The sequence below is a fragment of the Deltaproteobacteria bacterium genome (assembly GCA_016875395.1).
GTDB lineage: Bacteria > Myxococcota_A > UBA9160 > UBA9160 > UBA6930 > VGRF01.
This window is the reverse complement of sequence record VGRF01000030.1, coordinates 1-19,636: the sequence shown is the minus strand read 5'-3', so window position 1 is coordinate 19,636 and position 19,636 is coordinate 1. Positions and strand designations below refer to the sequence as shown.

General features: G+C 69.3%; 22 protein-coding genes. 17 read left to right on the top strand and 5 right to left on the bottom strand.

From position 1 onward, the window contains the following. Window positions 1-17 precede the first annotated feature (17 nt). Together FJ091_18445 and FJ091_18440 are read right to left on the bottom strand one after the other, a co-directional pair. The gene (locus FJ091_18445) at window positions 18-821 is read right to left on the bottom strand and encodes a GGDEF domain-containing protein (GenBank protein MBM4385337.1); all 804 of its coding nucleotides are present in this window, start codon (window positions 819-821) and stop codon (window positions 18-20) included. 565 nt (window positions 822-1,386) lie between these two features. Beyond that, on the bottom strand, window positions 1,387-2,556 hold the full coding sequence (locus FJ091_18440) for an amidohydrolase family protein (GenBank protein MBM4385336.1): 1,170 nt from the start codon (window positions 2,554-2,556) through the stop codon (window positions 1,387-1,389). Between the two features lie 75 nt (window positions 2,557-2,631). On the opposite strand from FJ091_18440, the gene FJ091_18435 reads away from it, so the two are divergent. From FJ091_18435 to FJ091_18425, 3 genes are read left to right on the top strand one after another with little or no spacing between them, the layout of a single operon-like run. Further along, window positions 2,632-3,201: a VOC family protein gene (locus FJ091_18435; GenBank protein ID MBM4385335.1), complete on the top strand. Its 570-nt coding sequence runs from the start codon at window positions 2,632-2,634 to the stop codon at window positions 3,199-3,201. A 7-nt stretch (window positions 3,202-3,208) separates the two neighbouring features. Further along, window positions 3,209-4,324 carry an alpha/beta hydrolase gene (locus tag FJ091_18430; GenBank protein MBM4385334.1) on the top strand — a complete coding sequence of 372 codons (1,116 nt, stop codon included), beginning with the start codon at window positions 3,209-3,211 and terminating at the stop codon, window positions 4,322-4,324. An 11-nt stretch (window positions 4,325-4,335) separates the two neighbouring features. After that, on the top strand, window positions 4,336-4,704 hold the full coding sequence (locus FJ091_18425) for a nuclear transport factor 2 family protein (protein MBM4385333.1): 369 nt from the start codon (window positions 4,336-4,338) through the stop codon (window positions 4,702-4,704). A gap of 31 nt (window positions 4,705-4,735) precedes the next feature. On the opposite strand, the gene FJ091_18420 is transcribed toward FJ091_18425, so the two are convergent. Further along, entirely contained in the window at window positions 4,736-5,095 is a 360-nt protein-coding gene (locus FJ091_18420; GenBank protein MBM4385332.1) for a hypothetical protein, read from the bottom strand. A gap of 404 nt (window positions 5,096-5,499) precedes the next feature. Between FJ091_18420 and FJ091_18415 the strand changes: the two genes are divergently transcribed. From FJ091_18415 to FJ091_18395, 5 genes are all read left to right on the top strand, one after another. Next, window positions 5,500-5,874, top strand: a complete 375-nt coding sequence (locus FJ091_18415) for a hypothetical protein (protein MBM4385331.1) — start codon at window positions 5,500-5,502, stop codon at window positions 5,872-5,874. A 16-nt stretch (window positions 5,875-5,890) separates the two neighbouring features. Continuing rightward, a complete protein-coding gene (locus tag FJ091_18410) occupies window positions 5,891-6,433 on the top strand; it encodes a hypothetical protein (protein ID MBM4385330.1) in 543 nt (180 codons plus the stop codon). A 20-nt stretch (window positions 6,434-6,453) separates the two neighbouring features. Continuing rightward, the gene (locus tag FJ091_18405) at window positions 6,454-7,689 is read left to right on the top strand and encodes a cytochrome P450 (GenBank protein ID MBM4385329.1); all 1,236 of its coding nucleotides are present in this window, start codon (window positions 6,454-6,456) and stop codon (window positions 7,687-7,689) included. Between the two features lie 89 nt (window positions 7,690-7,778). Continuing rightward, window positions 7,779-8,750 (top strand): alpha/beta hydrolase, encoded by a 972-nt coding sequence (locus FJ091_18400; GenBank protein ID MBM4385328.1) that lies wholly within the window; start codon window positions 7,779-7,781, stop codon window positions 8,748-8,750. A gap of 31 nt (window positions 8,751-8,781) precedes the next feature. After that, window positions 8,782-9,204 carry a pseudouridine synthase gene (locus FJ091_18395; protein MBM4385327.1) on the top strand — a complete coding sequence of 141 codons (423 nt, stop codon included), beginning with the start codon at window positions 8,782-8,784 and terminating at the stop codon, window positions 9,202-9,204. A gap of 228 nt (window positions 9,205-9,432) precedes the next feature. Here FJ091_18395 and FJ091_18390 read toward each other — a convergent pair whose 3' ends face one another. Next, window positions 9,433-9,891: a hypothetical protein gene (locus tag FJ091_18390; protein MBM4385326.1), complete on the bottom strand. Its 459-nt coding sequence runs from the start codon at window positions 9,889-9,891 to the stop codon at window positions 9,433-9,435. 57 nt (window positions 9,892-9,948) lie between these two features. Here FJ091_18390 and FJ091_18385 point away from each other — a divergent pair, with 57 nt between their 5' ends. From FJ091_18385 to FJ091_18345, 9 genes are all read left to right on the top strand, one after another. Beyond that, complete coding sequence (locus FJ091_18385; GenBank protein ID MBM4385325.1) at window positions 9,949-11,244, top strand: aspartate aminotransferase family protein; 1,296 nt, start codon at window positions 9,949-9,951, stop codon at window positions 11,242-11,244. 3 nt (window positions 11,245-11,247) lie between these two features. Continuing rightward, complete coding sequence (locus FJ091_18380) at window positions 11,248-12,447, top strand: SDR family NAD(P)-dependent oxidoreductase (GenBank protein MBM4385324.1); 1,200 nt, start codon at window positions 11,248-11,250, stop codon at window positions 12,445-12,447. A 242-nt stretch (window positions 12,448-12,689) separates the two neighbouring features. Then, on the top strand, window positions 12,690-13,526 hold the full coding sequence (locus FJ091_18375) for a hypothetical protein (GenBank protein ID MBM4385323.1): 837 nt from the start codon (window positions 12,690-12,692) through the stop codon (window positions 13,524-13,526). Window positions 13,527-13,734: 208 nt separating this feature from the next. Continuing rightward, window positions 13,735-14,388 carry a TetR family transcriptional regulator gene (locus FJ091_18370; protein MBM4385322.1) on the top strand — a complete coding sequence of 218 codons (654 nt, stop codon included), beginning with the start codon at window positions 13,735-13,737 and terminating at the stop codon, window positions 14,386-14,388. 110 nt (window positions 14,389-14,498) lie between these two features. Next, window positions 14,499-15,683 carry an acyl-CoA dehydrogenase family protein gene (locus FJ091_18365; GenBank protein ID MBM4385321.1) on the top strand — a complete coding sequence of 395 codons (1,185 nt, stop codon included), beginning with the start codon at window positions 14,499-14,501 and terminating at the stop codon, window positions 15,681-15,683. Between the two features lie 26 nt (window positions 15,684-15,709). After that, window positions 15,710-16,693 carry a bifunctional MaoC family dehydratase/OB-fold nucleic acid binding domain-containing protein gene (locus FJ091_18360; protein MBM4385320.1) on the top strand — a complete coding sequence of 328 codons (984 nt, stop codon included), beginning with the start codon at window positions 15,710-15,712 and terminating at the stop codon, window positions 16,691-16,693. A gap of 5 nt (window positions 16,694-16,698) precedes the next feature. Then, window positions 16,699-17,826, top strand: a complete 1,128-nt coding sequence (locus FJ091_18355; protein ID MBM4385319.1) for an acyl-CoA/acyl-ACP dehydrogenase — start codon at window positions 16,699-16,701, stop codon at window positions 17,824-17,826. Window positions 17,827-17,849: 23 nt separating this feature from the next. Beyond that, window positions 17,850-18,236, top strand: coding sequence for an acyl dehydratase (locus tag FJ091_18350; GenBank protein ID MBM4385318.1), 387 nt, complete (start codon window positions 17,850-17,852; stop codon window positions 18,234-18,236). A gap of 9 nt (window positions 18,237-18,245) precedes the next feature. Then, on the top strand, window positions 18,246-19,415 hold the full coding sequence (locus tag FJ091_18345; protein ID MBM4385317.1) for a lipid-transfer protein: 1,170 nt from the start codon (window positions 18,246-18,248) through the stop codon (window positions 19,413-19,415). Window positions 19,416-19,514: 99 nt separating this feature from the next. On the opposite strand, the gene FJ091_18340 is transcribed toward FJ091_18345, so the two are convergent. After that, on the bottom strand, window positions 19,515-19,636 hold a 122-nt coding region (locus tag FJ091_18340), incomplete at its 5' end, for an IS5/IS1182 family transposase (protein MBM4385316.1).

Below are 19,636 nucleotides of genomic sequence, written 5' to 3'. Positions count from 1 at the left end.
CTCCGGTGCGCCGCACGTCAGCGCTTCGGCGCCAGCAATCTCACCCGCTCGCGCGTTCTCGAGCGGCCGGTGGAACCCTGAGAGTCTTCCCTGTGATCGCCTTCTCGCGTCGTGCGCCGATCGACCGTCGCCTTGCCATCGTCCGCCTCGGCGCAGACGAACCGGTATCGCAGCCCGCTGGTGGTCGCCTTCGCCTGATACATCGCTTCGTCGGCGCGTACGAGGAGCGTCTCGGCGTCGGTGGCGTCGTTGGGGTACAGCGCAATTCCGACGCTCGCGCCGATGCGCACCTCCCGACCGTCGATCAAGATCGGCTCCCCGAGCCGCTTCACGAGGCGGTCGGCGACGGACGCAACGTCCTGCGCGCGGCGGATACCACCCAAGAGGACGATGAACTCGTCTCCTCCGAGACGGGAAACGCACGATTCCGTCGCGTCGCCGAACTCGGCTCGTGACAGCGCGTCGTTCAATCGCAGGCTCGCCGTCATCCGATCCGCCGCCGTGCACAGCACGAGGTCGCCGGCTTCGTGCCCCAGCGAGTCGTTGATCGTCTTGAACCCGTCGAGGTCGATGAACAGGACGGCGATCTCGAGGCCCCGGCTGCGAGTCGACTCGATGCTCCGCTGCAGCTTGCGCTGAAAGTGAGCGCGATTCGGAAGACCGGTCAGCGTGTCGTAATAAGCGAGCCGGCGCAGTTTCTCCTCGAGAGCCCGCTCTTTCGAGATGTCCCGGACGATCGCCACGACCTGAGTCGTGTTTCGTACGCGGGCGGGGGTAAGGGAGATCTGAACCGGAACCTCGGAGCCGTCTTTGCGCCGCAAAACGACGTCGTTTCCTTCTCCCATGCGGCGTACGTGTGGACGCGCGAGGAACTCGGAGACCTTGTACACGTGGGGGTCTCGTGCGCCGATCGGAACGAGAGCCTCGAGGGGTTGCCCGATCAACTCCGCCTCGCTGAAACCGCTGAGTCGGAGGAGCCCCGCGTTCACGAACTCGATCGAGTTCCGCTGACCCACGACGAGGAGTCCATCGAGCGAATGGTTCACCACCGAAAGGAGCTGGTTCGTCCGCTCGTGGATCTCGCCTCGGGCGCGCCGCCAGGCGGCGAGACCGAATAGCGCGAGGACCCCTGTGGCGAGTGCGAGGGGAATGGCTGCTTCGTTCACCGCGCTGCGCCCTTCTGCCTTACCGACGCCTCCGGGGCAGAGAGCCCCGGACGCCCGAATGTGGCAGCTGAATCGTCCTGGGATTCGCCCACGGAGAGACGCAGTTCTACGGATCTCTCGAGCGGCGGCTACTTAGGCGCCCGGCGGGAGACAGAAGCGCACGATCTCTTTCCTCGACGACTCCGCTCGCCTTCGGGCTCGCTGCGCGCTGCGCTTGCGATCAAGCCTCGCTCGGCGTGTGCGGCCCCAGCAGCTCCGCGAAGTTCTTGCGGTAGAAGCGGTCGAGCGCGGCCTCGCTGAGGCCCTGCGTCGTCGAAGCGAAGCGGCGCAGCGGATTGCGCCCGCCCTCGACGTGCGGGTAGTCGCTGCTGAACAGCACCGTCTCCTCGCCCGCCTCGCGCGCGATCCAGCCCACGTCCTCGGTCGGATACGGCGTCACGCGCAGCTGCCGCCGCACGTACTCACTCGGTTTCAGCGTGAGGCGCTTCAGGCGATTCTCGTGGCGCCCGTAGGCGTCGATCGCGGCGTCCATCGCGCGCATCCAGCCGGGCAGCCACAGCGCGCCTTGCTCGATCACACCCCACATCAGGCGCGGGAAGCGCTCGAACACGCCGTCGAGGATGAGCGTCGAGAGCTGCTGCATCGGCGGATACGGAATCGCCATGTGGTCGATGCTCTGGAAGTTCTCCTCGCCGCCGTGGAAGTCTTTCTCGCGTGGAAGCCCGTTCTCGAAATACTTCGGCGAGCACAGCGGCGCGCCGCCGCCCACGTGGAAGAGAATGGGGACCCGCGCTTCCTGGGCGACGGCCCAGAGCGGGTCGAGCCCGACGTGGCTCGGCGAGTGATCGCGCGGACAGCGCGACGCGATCAGCAGCGCCTTCGCGCCGAGCGCGAGCGCTTCCTCCGCCATCGCGCGGGCGCGCGCAAAATCCGCGAGCGGCACGTAGGCGGTGGCGAGCAGGCGCGCGTCGACGCTGCAGAAGCTCGCCATCGCGCGGTTGTGCGCGCGCGCGACGCCGTACGCGAAGTCGAGGTCTGCCGCCTGCTCGAGGTTGCTGAGGTACGAGTTCTGGAACGTGTTGAACATCAGCTGGCTCTTGAAGCCGAGCAGGTCGAGCGCCGCGGGGCGGTCCTCCTTGATGAACGAGCCAGTCGCCGCCCAGTTCTTGCGCAGCATGATCTCTTCCGCGTCGCGCGCGCGATACGCGGGGTCGCGGTGCTCGCGCGCGAGCTTGTCGATCAGGCGGTCCTCGCCGGGCTTCGTCGTCGCGAGGTAGAGCATCGGGACGCGCGGGCGGATTTCGGGATCGGCGTGCGGGATCAGCCAATCCGGCGTCTCCATCACGTGGGCGTCGGCGTCGTGGATGACTCGGCCTGTGGCGTAAGGCATCGGCGTTTTCCTCGATCGAAGACGCGAACTCTATCGCGCGCCGGCGTAGCCTTCGCGCAGCGGAGGAGGCGCGCGATGAGCGAGCGACCCATTCGTTACGGCGGCCTGCACCACCTCGCACTCGTGTGCAGCGACATGCGGCGCACGGTCGAGTTCTATACGACCGTGCTCGGCATGAAGCTGAAGAAGGGTTTCGATCTCGAGCGCGGCTTCGGTCAGCACTTCTTCTTCGACATGGGCGGCGGCAACGAGCTCGCGTTCTTCTGGTTCCGCGGCGCGAAAGCGCACGCGCCCGGCGTCGCGTCGGCGGGCGCCCTCACGGGCCGCGGCGACATCTCCTCCGCGCACGGCTCGATGAACCACGTCGCCTTCGACGTTCCGCCCGAGGAGATCGACGCGTATCGCGAGCGGCTCGTCGCGAAGGGCGTCGACTGCTCGCCGGTCGTGAACCACGACGACGTCGTCACGGGAGAGGACGAGCGCACCGCGAGCGCGCTGACGGACAAGACGTGGCTGCGCTCGTTCTACTTCTTCGATCCCGACGGCATCATGCTCGAGTTCTGCGCCACGCTGAAGGCGGGCAGCCCGAGCGTCGAGTCGCCGGTGAACGCGCAGGGCGTCAAGGCCAACGGGCACCCGCTGTGAGCGCGCGATGAACCCGCGAGTCCAGCGCGAGTTCGTCTCGCTCGCCTCGGCGACCTCCGTGCGCAACGGCGCCGGCTTCAACCCGTGTCAGGGTCTCTACTTCACGCCGCGCGGCGCGCGCCCGAAGACGGCGTTCATCGCCACGCACTACAACGTCGACTTCTCGGAGCACTATCTCGGCGAGCTCATCGCCGAGCGCGGCTTCGGATTTCTCGGCTGGAACACGCGCTTCCGCGGTAACGAGGCGTTCTTCATTCTCGAGCATGCGCTCGTCGACATCGGCGCGGGCGTCGAGTGGCTGCGCAGAGCAGCCGGCGCCGAGCGCGTCGTGATCCTCGGCAACTCCGGCGGCGGCTCGCTGATGGGGGCCTATCAATCGCAGGCCACCGAGCCCAACATCACGCCGACGCCCGGCCTCACGTTGCCCGATGCGGTGCTCTCGCTCACGCCCGCTGATCTCTATGTCTCGCTGTGCGCGCACGCGGGGCGGCCCGAGGTGCTCAGCGCGTGGATGGACCCCTCGGTGACGGACGAGAACGACCCGAGCGCGGTCGATCCCGCGCTGAACATGTACGACCCCGCGAACGGGCCGCCCTACAGCGCCGAGTTCCAGGCGCGCTATCGCGCGGCGCAGGTCGCGCGGAACGAGCGCATCACGGATTGGGTGCTCGCCGAGCTCGAACGCCTGCGCAAGCACGGCCTGCGCGAGCGCGCCTTCACCATGACGCGCACCTGGGCGGACCTGCGGCTGCTGGACGGCGCGATCGACCCGAGCGAGCGCGAAGTCGGGACTTGTTATGCCGGCGACCCCAAGGCCGCGAACTTCTCGCCGCGCGGCATCGGCCTCACCAACACGCTGCGCACGTGGCTCTCCATGTGGAGCCTGCGCTTCTCGCAGTGCCGCGGGGAAAAGCACCTCGCGCGCATCCGCGTACCCTCGCTCGTAGTGCAGAGCCTCGGCGACACGGGCGTATTCCCGAGCGACGCGCGCGCGATTCACGACGGCCTCGCCGCCGCCGACAAACGCCTCGAGCTGGTCACGGGCGACCACTACCTCGAGACGCCGGCGACGGCGCGCCGCGACGTCGCCGATCTGATCGCGGCCTTTGTGGCCGCACACTGAAGGAGCACACGATGCAGCAGAACGAGAAAATCATCCGCGAGTTCATCGCCGCCTGGTCACGGCTCGACCCGAGCGAGCTGGCCGCCTACTTCACCGAGGACGGCGTCTACCACAACATGCCGGGCCCGCCGGTCGGCGGGCGCGCGAACGTCGAGAAGCTGATTCGCGGCTTCGTCTCGACCTGGACGGAGACGCGCTGGGAGATCGTGCACTTGTTATGCACGGGCGACGTCGTGATCGCCGAGCGCGTCGACAGGACGAAAGCCGGCGCCAAGGGCGTCGATCTCCCGTGCACCGGCGTGTTCGAGATGCAGAACGGCAAGATCAAGATCTGGCGCGACTACTTCGACATGGCGACCTACACCCGCGCGATGGCGTAGGCGCGAGGAGCACGGACGCGCGCCGCCCTGCCTAGTACCAACCGTCGTCGCAGTCGTCGTGGTGATGGTGGTGCCGAGCGCGCTCGCGCCGGCGCCACTCTTCGCGCGCGCGGTCGTCGTAGCCATCCTCGTAGCCATCTTCGTAGCCGCGCTCGTAGCGCCGGCCGCCGCGATAGGGGCGGTCGTACGGGTCGTAGTAACCGTAAGCAGGGCGGCCCGCGGCGATCACGAACGGCGGGAGCCCGACGATCACGGAGACCTTCGGCCCGCGATGGCCGCGGTAGCGGCGGCCGTGGTCGGCGCTCGCGGGGAGGGAGGCGAGCAGCACGGCGCATGCGGCCCAGGCCGCGAGCGCTGCGCTGCGGAGCTTCTTGCTTTCGAGAATCGGCATCGGCTTTCTCCTCAGCCTGTGGAGCAGAACCCTGATCGTCGCTGTTCGTTACGGACTTCGCCGCTCCGCACGATATTCGCGATCGGCAACGCGACGGCAGATCGTGTGCTGCGCGTCGCACGCGAGCCGTGACGAAAGTCACGAAAGCGCGCGTGATAGAGTCGTCCGCTCGAGCCCGTACCCATCTCCATGCACGTCTATGAATGGGAGCCGCCATGTCCGACGCCGACGCCCTGGCCCGCATCGAGCACACCCTCGCCACGCTGCGCCGCGAGGTCTCCTCGCTGGGCAAGCGCGTGGACGCGATGGCCGCGCGCGCGGGCGCGCCCGCGAGCCGCGAGTAGACGATCCGCTTCCTCGATGCGTTCCGCGCCGGCGAAGCCTTCGGCGAGATCTCGACCGGCGTGTGGATCGACGCGAGCGATGTCGCGTGCGTGAAGGGCGGCCTGCGCGTGGTGCAGCAGCGCGAGGGCATGCACGCGCGCCTGCTCGCCGAGCGCATCAAGCAGCTCGGCGGCGAGTGCCGGCGCGAGGTGCCGCAGGACGTGCAGGAGAAGGCGCTGCGGTCATTAGGGGATCGCGCGAAGGGCGACGCCGCGAAGGTGCTCGAGTTCGTGAAGGCGAACGGCGACGCCGAGAATGCGCTCGCGCCGATCTACGAGATCGCAGCGCGCCTCGGCCACGACCCCGAGACGCAGTCGCTGCTGCGCACGATCGCGCAGGACGAGCGCTCGACGATCGAGTTCATGAACGAGGCGTGCAAGCTGCTGAACGGGTAGCGGCAGGCGAGAGCCGATGCAGCGCAGCGCTCTCTTCGTCGCCCTGATCGCCGCGGCGTGCGCTGCGCCGCAAACGCCCACGACGACCGGCAACCAAGTCATCCTCGCGACCGCGATCCCGACGGCGCGCGTGCGCACGGGCGCGCTGCTTCAGCGCTGCGAGGGCTGCCGCGACGAGGGCGCGGAGCTTTGGCGCGTCACGCTGGAGCAGGTCGCGGTGCTGCAGGGCGAGCGCCTCGGCAGCCGAGTCGTGGCGGCGGCGCTCGGCGATCACTTCTTCATCGGAGAGAACGCGCCCGCTTCGCCCGACGGGCGCCACTTCTTCGTGCTGCAGCGCGCCCGCGGCGAATCTTTCCGCGCGAGCTTCGTCGTCGCCGAGGCGCATCCGATCGTGCGCGATCGCTTCTGCACGCAGCTCCCGCTTCCCGAGTACCTGAGCGGCGCCGCCTTCATGCTCGAGCAGCAAGCTGCGCCCGCGCTTCACTGCTACTCGCTGCGGGACGCCGAGCGACTGCCGTGCCCCGCGTGCGCGGTGCGCGCGGAGTCCGCCCCAGAGTGACGGAGCTCGACTCGCACGGGATGCGGCGTCTGCCCGACGCGCAAGCTCGCGAGGTGGCTTCGCGCTTCGACCTGACGGCACTCGCACCGGGCTTCCTCGACGACCCGGTTCCCACCTACCACGCGCTGCGCACGTTCGCGCCGGTGCATCGCATGGCGTCGGGCAGCGTGCTGCTCACGCGCTGGGCGGATCTCGACGCCGTCTATCGCGACGCCGCGACGTTCTGCTCCGACAAGCGTGCGGAGTTCGCGCCAAAGTTCGGCGCCGACTCGCCGCTCTACGCACATCACACGGCGAGCCTCGTCTTCAACGACGGCGCCCAGCACACGCGCGTGCGCAAGATCCTCGCTGGAGCGCTCACGCCGCGCGCGATCGCGGAGTTAGAGCCGCAAGTGACGGCGCTCGTGGACCGCTTGTTGGGCGACATGGAGCGCGGCGGACACGCGGACCTGATCGAGGACTTCGCGGCGGCGATCCCGGTGGAGGTGATCGGCAACCTGCTCGCGGTGCCGCGCGACGAGCGCGGCCCGCTGCGCGCGTGGTCGCTCGCGATCCTCGGCGCGCTCGAGCCGGCGCCGAGCGCCGATCAGCTCGCGCGCGGCAACGCCGCAGTGCGCGAGTTCACGGCGTACCTCGAGCGCCTCGTCGCCGAGCGGCGTGCACATCCCGGCGACCCCGCGCACGACGTGCTCACGCGCCTCATCGCAGGCGAGGCCGATGGCGCGCGGCTCACGGAGCACGAGCTCGTCCAAAACTGCGTGTTCATCCTGAACGCCGGCCACGAGACGACGACGAACCTGATCGGCAACGCGCTCGTGCTGCTGTGCGAGTGGCCCAGCGAGCGCGCGCGGTTGTTAGGAGAGCCGGCGCTGCTCGCGAGCGCGGTCGAGGAGTTCCTGCGCTTCGAGAGCTCGAACCAGCTCGGCAACCGGCGCACCACGCGCGCGGCCGAGATCGGAGGCGTCGCGCTCGCGGCGGGCGCCTCGCTCACGCTCTGCATCGGCGCCGCGAACCGCGACCCCGCGCGCTTCGAGCGCCCCGACGTGCTCGACCTCACGCGCACGCCGAACCGCCACCTCGCGTTCGGCACGGGCCCGCACCAATGCGTCGGCATGAACGTCGCGCGCCTCGAAGGCCGCATCGCGATCGGCCGCTTCCTCGCGCGCTTCCCGAAGTTCGCGCTCGCCGGCGCGCCGACGCGTGGCGGCCGCGCGCGCTTCCGCGGGTTCAGCGCGATTCCGGCGACGCTCGGCTAACACGTGCAACGGGGACGCAACGGGGACGTACGTGCAAGTGAACGCGTTGAGTTGCACGTACGTCCCCGTTGCACGTCCCGGAGGGAACCATGGCCGCGATCACGCACCGCTCTATCGCCACCAACAACAGCTCGCGCATTCACGTCGCGGAGTGCGGCACCGGGCCTGCGGTCGTGCTCGTACACGGTTTCCCGGAGAGCTGGTACTCGTGGCGCTATCAGCTGCCCGCGCTCGCGGCGGCGGGCTATCGCGCCGTCGCGATCGACGTGCGCGGCTACGGGCGCTCTTCGAAGCCGACGCGCGTCGAGGACTACCGCATGCTGAAGAACGTCGCGGACGTGGTCGGCGTCGCACAGAACCTCGGCGCGGACAAGGTCACGCTCGTCGGCCACGACTGGGGCGCGCCGATCGTGTGGAACAGCGCGCTCTTGCGGCCGGACTTGTTTCGCGGCGTCGCGGGGCTCTCGGTTCCCTACGTCCCGCCTGCGCCGTTCAACGGGCCAACTCCGACGCAGCGCATGCGCGCGATGTCGGGCAACGACGAGATCTACGCCGACTACTTCCAGATCCCGGGCCGCGCCGAGGCAGAGATCGAAGAGGACGTGCGCAGCTGGCTGCTCGGCTTCTACTGGTGCGCGTCGGGAGACGTCGTGAACGGCCCGAACATCGGCCTCGTCGAGCGCGGCACGAAGCTCCGTAACAAGTTCGTCTACCCCGAGAAGATGCCGCGCTGGCTCTCGGACGCCGACTTGGACGCGTACACGCGCGAGTTCGAGTACTCGGGCTTCTTCGGCCCACTCTCGCGCTACCGCAACATGGACCGCGACTTCGAAGATCTCGCGGGCTTCGCAGGCCGCCCGATCACGCTGCCGTCGCTCTTCATCGGCGGCGCGAAGGACGGCCCCACGATCATGAGCGCACCCGCGATCGCGGCGTTCCCGCAAACGCTGCCGGGCCTGCTCGGTTCGCACATCCTCGACGGTTGCGGCCACTGGATCCAGCAAGAGCGCCCCGAACAGACGAACGCGCTGCTGCTCGACTTCTTGAAGCGCGTCCACTGAAGGCGCGCCGCACGGCGGAGCCGAGGCGCACGTGGCGCGGCTGATTCTCTTCAACAAGCCCTATCGCGTGCTCTCGCAGTTCACGGACGAATCGGGCCGCGCGACGCTCGCCGACTTCGTGCGCGTGCCGGGGGTCTACGCCGCGGGCCGGCTCGACTACGACAGCGAGGGGCTGTTGTTGTTGACGGACGACGGCGCGCTGCAGGCGCGCATCGCGGATCCGAAGCACAAGCTGCCGAAGACCTACTGGGTGCAGGTGGAGGGCGAGCCCGGGCGGGGCGCGCTCGCGCAGCTGCGCCGCGGCGTGACGCTGAACGACGGCCCGACGAAGCCTGCACGAGTGGAGGAGATCGCAGCGCCCGCGCTCTGGGAGCGCACACCGCCGATCCGCTTCCGCAAGCACATCCCCACGCGCTGGCTCGCACTCACGCTGCGCGAGGGCCGGCGCTCGTAGCGATCGTGTGTGACGTAAGGCGACAACTCAGGGATCGGCAGGTACTCGGCTTCCTCCCAGAAGTGCACGCGGATCCTCCTCGGCGAAGTCCAACCCCTGAGATCGGGGTCAGACTCGCCGAGGGTAGACAGCGCACGGCGTGTCGCAGGTCACTCTCTGTGAAGGAGTTGTGAAAACGCGCTGCGCGTGCGGGGGTTTGCATGGAGCGTTTTGTCCGCACCGCGCTGGTCAGAGCAGCTCCGCTGGCGCCGCCGGCTTCCACTGCGCCCACACCACGCGCCACTCGCCGTCTTCGAGCGCGAGGTCGAGGTCGAGCGCGTAGGCATTCGCGCGCAGCTGACTCTCGCCGGCGCCGGCGAGCCCCGCGTGCAGCATCACGCTCGCGCTCGCAGCGCTGGTGAGCTGAACGTCGCGGATGCGCAGCACCAGTTCGCGCCCGTTCGGGTTTCGCAGCACGTGAAAGCGGAGGTAGCTCTGAACCGCCTGCGCATCGTGACCGAGCTCGTCGCGGTAGCTCGGCGAGATGCCTTCGGAGAAAGCGCCGACGTCGCCGGCCTCGACTGCGCTCTCGAGCGCGGCGAGCGCAGCGCGCACGCGCGACTCCGGCGTCTCGGGCTCGCCGCCGCACGCGAGTACCCACGCGAGCAGAGCTGCCGCCGCGCGCACGCGCTGTCCCGCTCGACGCACCGCTCCGCCTCCGAATGGTGCTGGCTCCATCGGCAGCGCGGGCGCAGAATCAAAGCCATGACTCACGAGCAAGCGCAGCAGTACGCGTTCCTCCCCTTCGGCGGCCTCTCGCTGAAGGTCGCGAGCGCGCAGGGCTCCTACTTCACCACCGCCGACGGGCGCCGCATTCTCGACGCCGCGGCGGGCGCGATCGCCGCGAACGTCGGCCACTGGCATCCCGAGGTGATCGATGCCGCGGCGCGTGCGCTGCGCGAGGTGAGCTACGTCGTACCGCCATTTGTTACGGAGCACCGCGCGCGGCTCGTCGAGCGGCTGCGCCGCGCGTGGCTGCCGGCGGGGCTCACGCGGTGCATCTTCGCGAGCGGCGGATCCGAGGCGGTCGACCTCGCGCTGCGCATCGCGCGCCAGCACTTCGTCGCGAAGGGTGAGCCGGGGCGCTTCAAGGTGATCGGCCGGGCGCTCAGTTATCACGGTACGACCTTTTCCACGCTCGACGTCGGCGGACACGCGAAGCGGCGCAGGGGCTTCGAGCCGTGGCTGCACGATTGGCCGAAGGCGCCCGCTTGTTATGCGCTGCGCTGCGAGTCGTGTCGCGCCGCGGGTGCATGCAACCTCGCCTGCGCCGATGGCGTCGAGGAGGTGATCGAGCGCGCGGGCGCAGACAGCGTCGCCGCAGTGATCCTCGAGCCGATCGGCGGCTCGACCGCAGGCGCCCTCGTGCCGCCGGACGGCTACCTGCCGCGCGTCGCCGAGATCTGCCGCCGCCGCGGCGTGCTGCTGATCGCCGACGAGGTGATGTGCGGCTTCGGGCGTACCGGCGCGAAGTTCGCGGTGGACCACTTCGGCGTGACGCCCGACCTGATGATTGCGGGCAAGGGCCTCGCCGCGGGCTACGCGCCGATGAGCGGCGTGTACGCGACGGAGGAAGTCGCCGCGCCGATCGGCGCCGCGGGCATGGAGGTCATGTACTACACGTACTCGGCGCATCCTGCGTCGTGCGCGATCGCCGACAAGGTGCTCGAGATCATGGAGCGCGACGGGCTCGCCGCCGAGCTCGGCGATCACCCGAACGTGGCGGAGATTCGCGGGCGCGGGTTGTTGCTCGCGATCGAGCTCGTGCGCGACCGCGCGACGCGCGAGCCGTTCCCGGCAGAAGTGAAGCTCACGAGCGCCGTCGTCGGCGCCGGCCTCGCGCACGGCGCTTTCTTCTATCCAGGGGGCTGTCCGCCAGCGCAGGACGTCGTAGTGCTCGGCCCGCCGCTCAACGCGAGCGACGACGAGCTCGACGCTTGCGCTGGGTTGTTACGGAAGTCGCTCGACGCCGCACTCTCGCGGATCGCGGCGAAGGGCTGAGACATGCGCACCTGGATCCGGCACCAGCTCGGGCGCAGGCCGTGGTGGATGAACGCACTGATGTTCTTCTGCGCGTACATGGCGTTCATCTACGTGCCGTGGGACTTCATGATGAAGCCCACCCGCTTCGACGAGGAAGTCTGGTTCGGCATCCGCTTCGACGGCGTGTGGGCGAAGCTGCTCGAGCCGCCGCATTGGTTCGTGTACGGCGCGGGCGTGCTCGGCTTCTGGCGCATGCGCTCGTGGATGTGGCCGTGGGCAGCGCTGTACGCCGCACAGGTCGCGTTCTCGATGGCCGTGTGGCCGCTGCTCTATGCGCGCGACAAGAGCGGCGCGATCGCGGCGGGCTTCGTCGCGGCCGTGGTGTTCGCGCTGATCACGCGCGAGCTCTGGCGCGCGCGCGAGCTCTTCCAACCGCCGCAGCGCTCGCTGCGCGATCGATACGGAGACTGGGCAGTCGTTACGGGCGCGTCGTCCGGAATCGGCGAGGAGTTCGCGCGGCGGCTCGCCGCCGACGGCGTCTCGCTCGTGCTCGCGGCGCGCGGCGCGGAGAAGCTCGAGGCGCTCGCGAGCGAGCTGCGCGAGAAGAACGGTGTGCGCGTGCGCTGCGTCGCGTGCGACCTCGCAACCGACGGCGGCGTCTCGGCGCTACTCGCCGCGACGAGCGACCTCGACGTGGCGATCGTCATCAACAACGCGGGCGTGGGCTACGTCGGCCGCTTCCACGAGCAGGATCCCGCGCGGCTCGCGGCGCTCGTGCGACTGAACTGCGCCGCGCCGGTGGCGATCACTGCAGCACTGCTGCCGAAGCTCGTCGCGCGCAAACGCGGCGCGCTGATCTTCACAGGCAGCGTGTCGGGATCGCAGCCGCTGCCGCTGCACGCGCTCTACAGCGCGAGCAAGGCCTTCGACAACTTCCTCGGTGAGGCGCTCTGGGGCGAGCTGCAGGGCACCAGCGTTGACGTGCTGTCACTGCTGCCCGGCTCGACGGACACGCGCTTCGCCGCCGCCGCGGACGAGCTGCCGCACGAAGGCGCGAGCGCCGCCGAGGTCGTGGACGACGCGATCGTCGCGCTCGGCCAGCAGCCGTCGGTGATCAGCGGCTGGTTCAACTGGGCGCGCGCGAACGCAGGGATGCGCCTGCTCCCGCGCAGCGTGCTCACGCTGGCGGCGAAGAGCGTGATCGCGAAGTGGGTGAAGTAGAGGGCGGGGACGGGGGCGATCGGCGCGGGGTAAGTAGAGAAGCGCGGGGACGGGAAGACCGGGGACGTTCCGCAAGCAAGTAAAGAAAGTCCCAGCTTTACTTTCTTGCGGAACGTCCCCGAGGCGGGCCACCTCCACCGCCCCCGGCCCGGCTCGCGCGTGAACGCGCGTTCTCGTTGCGCGCGTTCCTCGCAACGACGAAGCTGCCGCCTTCCACCCCGCAGGTCCCGCGAGAGAGCCCCATGCCTCGCGGCCCCCGTCTCGACGCCCCCGGCGTCACGCACCACGTCATGATTCGCGGCGTCGACGGATGCGACATCTTCCGCGACGACCACGACCGAGAAGACCTCGCCAGCCGCCTCGATCGCTGGGTGCCTGCGCTCGGCGCCTACTGCCTCGCGTCGACGTTCATGTCGAATCACGCGCACTTCATTCTCGAGAGTGGCATCGGCGGCCTCTCGCAGCTGATGGCGCGTGTGCTTACGGGCTACGCGATGCGCTTCAACTTGCGCCACGACCGCGACGGTCACCTCTTCCAGAACCGCTTTCTCTCGGAGTTGATCCACGACGACGCGTATCGCAAGACGTCGATCGCGTACGTGTTCCGCAACCAGATCGAGATTGGCTTGACGCTCGACGAAGTCATCGCCTCGCGCTGGTGCAGCCTCGGTGCAGTGCTTGGTGTGCGCGAGGCGCGCGCGTTCGAATCGGTAGGGAAGACGCTTGCGGTATTCGGCGGCGACGCGCGGACGCTTGTCGCGGCGATCGAGCGCGCGGAGCCCGCGCGCGATCCATCGCAGTGGCGCGAGTTCGATGTGAAGCCGCGGCTGGAGCGCGTCGTCACCGGCGCCCTCGAGTTCGAAGTGTTGGTCAAGGAGGTGTGCGCGGCGCGATCTGTTGACCCCGCCGCGCTTCTGACGGGGAGCCGCCTGCCGGCGGTCGTCGCTGCTCGGCGAAGAGTCGTGATTCGCGCCGTCCTCGTGTTCGGGATGAGGGTGAGCGATGTCGCGCGAAGGCTCAGGATCTCCCGCCAGGCCGTGGGCCAGATCGTCGAGGCTGAGCTGTCACGAGGCGGCTGAGAGGTCGAGCAGCGAGACCGCAGTCGCGGCGACCACCGACCTGGGACGTTCCGCAAGTAAGTAAAGCCGTGGGTTCCTTTACTTACTTGCGGAACGTCCCCGACTCGGCCGCCACCGCACACCGCGTCCGCCCCCAACTCCTCGCCCGATCGTCCCGACCCCGCACTTTCTCCTTCCCTCTCTTTCTGCAACCTGTTCTAATTCCTCGATGCCCTCGGACGCGCGCGATCCCGCTGTTGCCGATGACTTCTCGGCGCCGCGGCTCGCGCTGTCGCAGCTGGGGCGCGTGCGGCGCATCGTCGACGCCGCGATCGAGCTCGCGGAGGCGGGCGGCTTCGACGGTGTGCGGCTGCGCGACGTGGCCGAGGCGTCCGGGGTCGCGCTCGGCACGCTCTACAAGTACTTCCGCAGCAAAGAGGACGTGCTGCTGTTCGCGGTGAACGAGGACACCGCGGAGTTGTTACGGGTGATGGCCGAGCGCCCGCCGCGCGCGCGCAACGCGCACGAGCGCGTCGCCGAGCTGTTCGCGCGCGCGACGCGCGGCCTCACGCGGCGCCCGAACTTCGCGCGCGCGGTCGTGCGCGCGATCGCCACCGCAGACGCGAGCAGCACCGCTCAGCAAGCCGCGTTCCATCTGCGCATGACGCGCATGGTCGTCGCCGCGCTGCGCGGCGAAGCGGCCGATGTCGCGGCGCCGCTCTCCGAGGCGGTCGGCACCGAGCGCGAGCGGCGCATCGCGCTCGTCCTGCAGAACGTTTGGTTCGCGTCGCTCGTCGGTTGGGCGAGCGGGCTGCATCCGATCGGCACCGTCACGCAGCGCGTCGAAGAAGCGGTGGAGCTCGCCCTCTCGCCGCGCGAGTAGCGCTCGCATCGACGAGAGTCGGGAGCCTCCTGCGCACTGGACAGAGCACAAGCGCGCAGGCCATACTGCGGACCTAGAACACGTTTCAAATCCGCAACCCGAGGCTCCGAATGCGGATCGATCTCTCCCCCGAGCAGGAAGCCCTACGCGCCCAGATTCGCGCCTACTACCGCGAGCTGTTCGCGCACGGGGATTTGCGCGCGCGCCTCGACGCGGAGTGGGACGAGCTCGGTGGCCCGGCGTTCCGCGAGGCGATGGGACGAATGGGGCGGGACGGCTGGCTCACCGTCGGCTGGCCGCGCGAGTGGGGCGGCCAAGGCCGTAGCCACCTCGAGCAGTTCATCTTTTGGGACGAGACCTGGCGCGCTCGCGCGCCGCTGCCGCTGATCACGGTGAACACGGTCGGTCCGATGCTGATGAAGTACGGGACCGAGGAGCAGAAGGCGCACTTCCTCGGGCGCATTCGCGCGGGCGAGATGCTGTTCGGCATCGGCTACTCGGAGCCGAGCGCGGGCACCGACCTCGCGTCGCTGCAGACGCGCGCCGTCCGCGACGGCGACGAGTGGGTGATCAACGGGCAGAAGGTGTTCACGACGCACGCTCAGGCGTCGGACTACATCTGGCTCGCCGCGCGCACGGACGAGGCCGCGCCCAAGCACAAGGGCATCTCGATCATCCTCGTGCCCACGACGGCGAAGGGCTTCAGCGTGACGCCGATCCGCACGATCGGCGGCGAGCGCACGAACGTGACGTACTTCCAGGACGTGCGCGTGCCGCTCGCGAACACGGTGGGGCCGGTCGACGGCGGCTGGACCCTAATCACTGGGCAGCTGAACCTCGAGCGCATCACGATGGCGATGCCGGCCTCGCTCGAGAAGGTGTACGAGGACGTCGTCGCGTGGGCGCGCGGGACGGAGCGGCCAGGCGGCGGGCGCGTCGCCGAGGTGCCGTGGGCGCAGGCGAGCCTCGCTCGCGTGTACGCCAAGCTCGAGGCGCTGAAGGTGCTGAACTGGCGCAGCGCGTGGCTGATCGACCAAGGCACTCCGGGCATGGCCGACGCGTCGGCGGTGAAGGTGTTCGGCACCGAGATGGTGATCGAGTGCTACCGGCAGCTGCTCGAGATAACCGAGCAATTCGGCATCGCGCGCACGGGGGAGCCGGGCTCGGTCACCGACGGCCTCATGGAAGGCGCCTATCGCCTCGCGATGGTGAACACCTTCGGCGGCGGCGTGAACGAAGTGCAGCGCGACATCATCGCGCAGGCCGGCCTCGGGCAGCCGCGCTCCCGTCGATGATTCCGTAACAAGTCGAGGTTTGCGCGATGGCGCTCAACGCGGAACAAAAAGCGGAGCTCGAGGCGAGCATCCGCGCGTTCGTCGGCAAGCCCATCGGCCCGAAGTTCACCGGCCGCGACGCCGTGAACGAGCCGATGATCCGCCAGTGGTGCGACGCGATGGGCGACGCGAACGCGGTGTACCTCGATCCCAGCGCGGCGAAGCAGAGCCCGTTCGGCGGGATCGTCGCGCCTCCGATGATGCTCGACGCGTGGACGATGCAGGGCTGGGAGATGCACAAGGGCTACGACACGCCACAGAACGAAGAGCACCGCCTGCACAAGATTCTCACCGACGCGGGCTACACGGGGGTGTTGGGGACCGACACCGAGCAGGCGTTCCATCGTTACCTCGTGCCCGGCGACACCGTCACCGCCGAAACGGTGATCGAGCACATCAGCGAAGAGAAATCGACCGGCGCGGGCGTCGGCTACTTCATCACCACGCGCACGCGCTTCACGGATCAGAACGACGCCGAGGTCGGCTGGCAGACGTTCCGCGTGCTGAAGTTCATTCCGAAGGACGCGCCGCGCGCTGCAGCGCCGGCGAGCACGGGTGCGCAGCCCGCGAAGCCGTCGCGACTCAAGCCGCCGATGGGCCACGACAACGGGTGGTGGTGGACCACGGTCGCGAAGGACGGCGTGCTGCCGATCCAGCGCTGCTGCGAGTGCAAGAAGCTGCGCCATCCGCCGCGCCCGATGTGCGACGCGTGCGGCTCGCTCGCGTGGGATCACATCGCCGCGAGCGGCCGCGGCACGCTGCACAGCTTCACGGTGATCCACTACCCGCAGTTCCCCGGCTACGACTTCCCGATCGTCGCCGCGCTCGTCGATCTCGAGGAAGGCGAGCGCATCCTCTCGAACCTGGTCGGCTGCGACCCCACGGGCGTGCGCATCGGCATGCGGGTGCAGTCGTTCATCCACAGCGACGAAGACGGCTTCAAGCTGCCGCTCTTCAAGCCGGCGGAATGACAAGCATGGACTTCGCCTTCTCGGAAGAGCAGCTCTCGATCCGCGAGCTCGCGCGCGGAATCCTCGATGCCGAAGCGACGCAGGAGCGGCTGCGCGCGGCGGAGCGCACGGCGGATTGGAGCGACGAAGCTGCGTGGAGGCAGCTCGCGCAGGCGAATCTGTCAGGGATCGCGATTCCCGAAGCGCACGGCGGCATGGGCATGGGCCTGCGCGAGCTGTGCGTGCTGTTCGAAGAGCTTGGCCGCGCGGCACTGCCGAGCGCCGCGTTCGCATCGCTCGCGCTCGGCGCGCTGCCGATCGCGCGCTTCGGCAGCGCCGAGCAGCAGCGTGCGTGGCTCCCACGCATCGCGAGCGGCGACGCGGTCCTCAGCGCCGCGCTCGACGACGCGGGCAGCGCTGACGCGCTCGCACCCGCGACACGCGCGCGCCGAGACGGCGCGGGCTGGGTGCTCGACGGCGCAAAGCGCTTCGTTCCGCACGCGCGGCGCGCGGACGCGATCCTCGTGCCCGCGAGCACGGGCGACGGCGTCGCGGTGTTCGTGGTCGAGCGCGGCGCCTCGGGACTCACGCTGGAGGCGAGTACGACATCGAGTGGCGAGCCGCTGTTCTCCCTGACACTTCGCGGCCTGCGCGTGAGCGAGGACGCGCGGCTGCCCGCCGGCGGCGGCGAGATCCTGCGCTGGGTCCATGCGCGCGCGCTCGTCGCGCTCGCCGCGCTGCACGTCGGCGTGTGCGACCGCGCGCTCGCGATCACCGCGGACTACACCCGCGAGCGCAAGCAGTTCGGCGTCGCGATCGGCTCGTTTCAGGCGGTGCAGCACCGCGAGGCCGACGCCTTCATCGATCTCGAGGCGATGCGCTGGACCCTTTGGCGCGCGGTGTGCCGGCTCGCGGACGAGCTCCCCGCCGAGCGCGAAGCGCGCGTCGCGAAGATCTGGGCGTGCGAGGGCGGCGCGCGCATCGTGAACGCCGCGCTGCATCTCCACGGCGGCATCGGCTCCGACATGGACTACCCGATCCACCGCTACTTCCTGTGGTCGAAGGGCCTCGAGCTCGCGCTCGGCGGCGCCTCGGCCCAGCTCGCCGCGCTCGGCGCCGACATCGCGTCGCGCGGCCTCGAGGTTTCAGCATGAAGCCCACGCTGCGCCTCGCAGACGTGAAGGCGGGCGACGCGCTGCCGCCGCTCGACATCGCGGTGACCGCGACACTCGTCATGGGAGGCGCGCTCGCGTCGCGCGACTACACGCCCGTGCATCACGACCCCGCGGCCGCGCAGGCGCAGGGCATGCCGAACATGTTCATGAACATCCTCACCACGAAGGGCCTCGTGGGTCGCTACGTGACGGACTGGACGGGGCCGAACGCGGTGGTGAAGGGCGTGTGGCTGAAGCTCGGCGGCCCGTGCATGCCGGGCGACACGCTGAAGCTGCGCGGCAAGGTGCTCTCGGCGACGCCGGAGCTCGTCGAGGTCGAGGTCGCGGGCAACAACTCCTGGGGCAGCCATGTCACCGCCAAGGTGCGCGTGCAGCTGCCGAGCAATTAGGGAATTCGCATGCCCATCACGCTGAACGACGAGGCCGCCATCGCAGGCATCGGGCAGACGAAGTACACGAAGAACTCGGGCGTCTCCGAGCTGAGCCTCGCCTCGCAGGCGGTTCGCAACGCGATCGACGACGCGGGGCTGAAACCGAGTGACGTCGACGGGCTCGTCACGTTCCTGATGGACTCGAGCGACGAGGTCGAGGTCGCTCGCACGGTCGGCATCGGCGAGCTGACGCTGTTCAGCCGCATCGCCTACGGCGGCGGCGCGTGCGTAGGCCTCGTGCACCAGGCCGCGATGGCCGTCGCGACGGGCGCCGCGAAGTACGTCGTCGTCTACCGCGCGCTGAACGGCCGCTCGGGCCAGCGCATGGGGCAGGGCGTCAGCGGAAACATCATCACGAGCGACCTGATCCATTGGTCCTGGTACATGCCGTTCGGAATGCTCACGCCCGCGTCGTGGGTGGCGCTGTGCGCGCAGCGCTACATGCACGAGTACGGCGCGACGTGCGACGACCTCGCCACGATCGCGATCGCGACGCGCAAGCACGCGGTCACGAATCCGAACGCCGCGTTCTATCAGCAGCCACTGACGAGGGAGCAGTACTTCGCCTCGCGCTGGGTGACCGAGCCGCTGCGCCTCTACGACTGCTGCCAGGAGACCGACGGCGGCTGTGCGCTGCTGATCACGACGCCGGAGCGCGCGCGCGACCTGAAGCAGCCGCCGGCGATGATCCGCGGCGTGGCGCAGGCGAGCGCCGCGGGCCAGGAGCAGATGACGAGCTTCTACCGCCCGGACATGGCCGCGCTGCCGGAGATGGAGCTCGCGGCGAAGCAGGTCTACGCGATGTCGAAGCTCGGCCCGCAGGACATCGACGCGACCGTGCTCTACGACGCCTTCACGCCCGAGGTGTTGATCCAGCTCGAATCGTTCGGCTTCTGCAAGAAGGGCGAGGCGAAGGACTTCATCCGCGGCGGCGCGCTCGAAGTCGGCGGGCGCCTCCCCAACAACACGCACGGCGGCCTGCTGAGCGAGGCCTACATCCACGGCGTGAACGGCATCGCCGAAGGCGCGCGGCTCGTGCGCGGCCAGAGCGTGAATCAGCCTGCGCGCGCGAATCACGTGCTCGTCACGAGCGGCGTGGGCGTGCCTACCGGCGCATTGATCCTGGGGCGCGCGTAGTCGGCGGCCCACGAAGGCTGGAGCGGAACAAGAAATCGGGCACGAGAAACCAGGGACGTTCCGCAAGTAAGTAAAGAAGAACGCAGCTTTACTTAGAGCCTATCCGAAAACCCCAGCCAGTTTCATCGTGATCCAGGCACAGGCGAGATGGAGCATTGCCTCGTAGTTCTGCTCGCGCTTCTCCCAGCGGACGAGGAGCCGGCGGAATCGGTTCATCCACG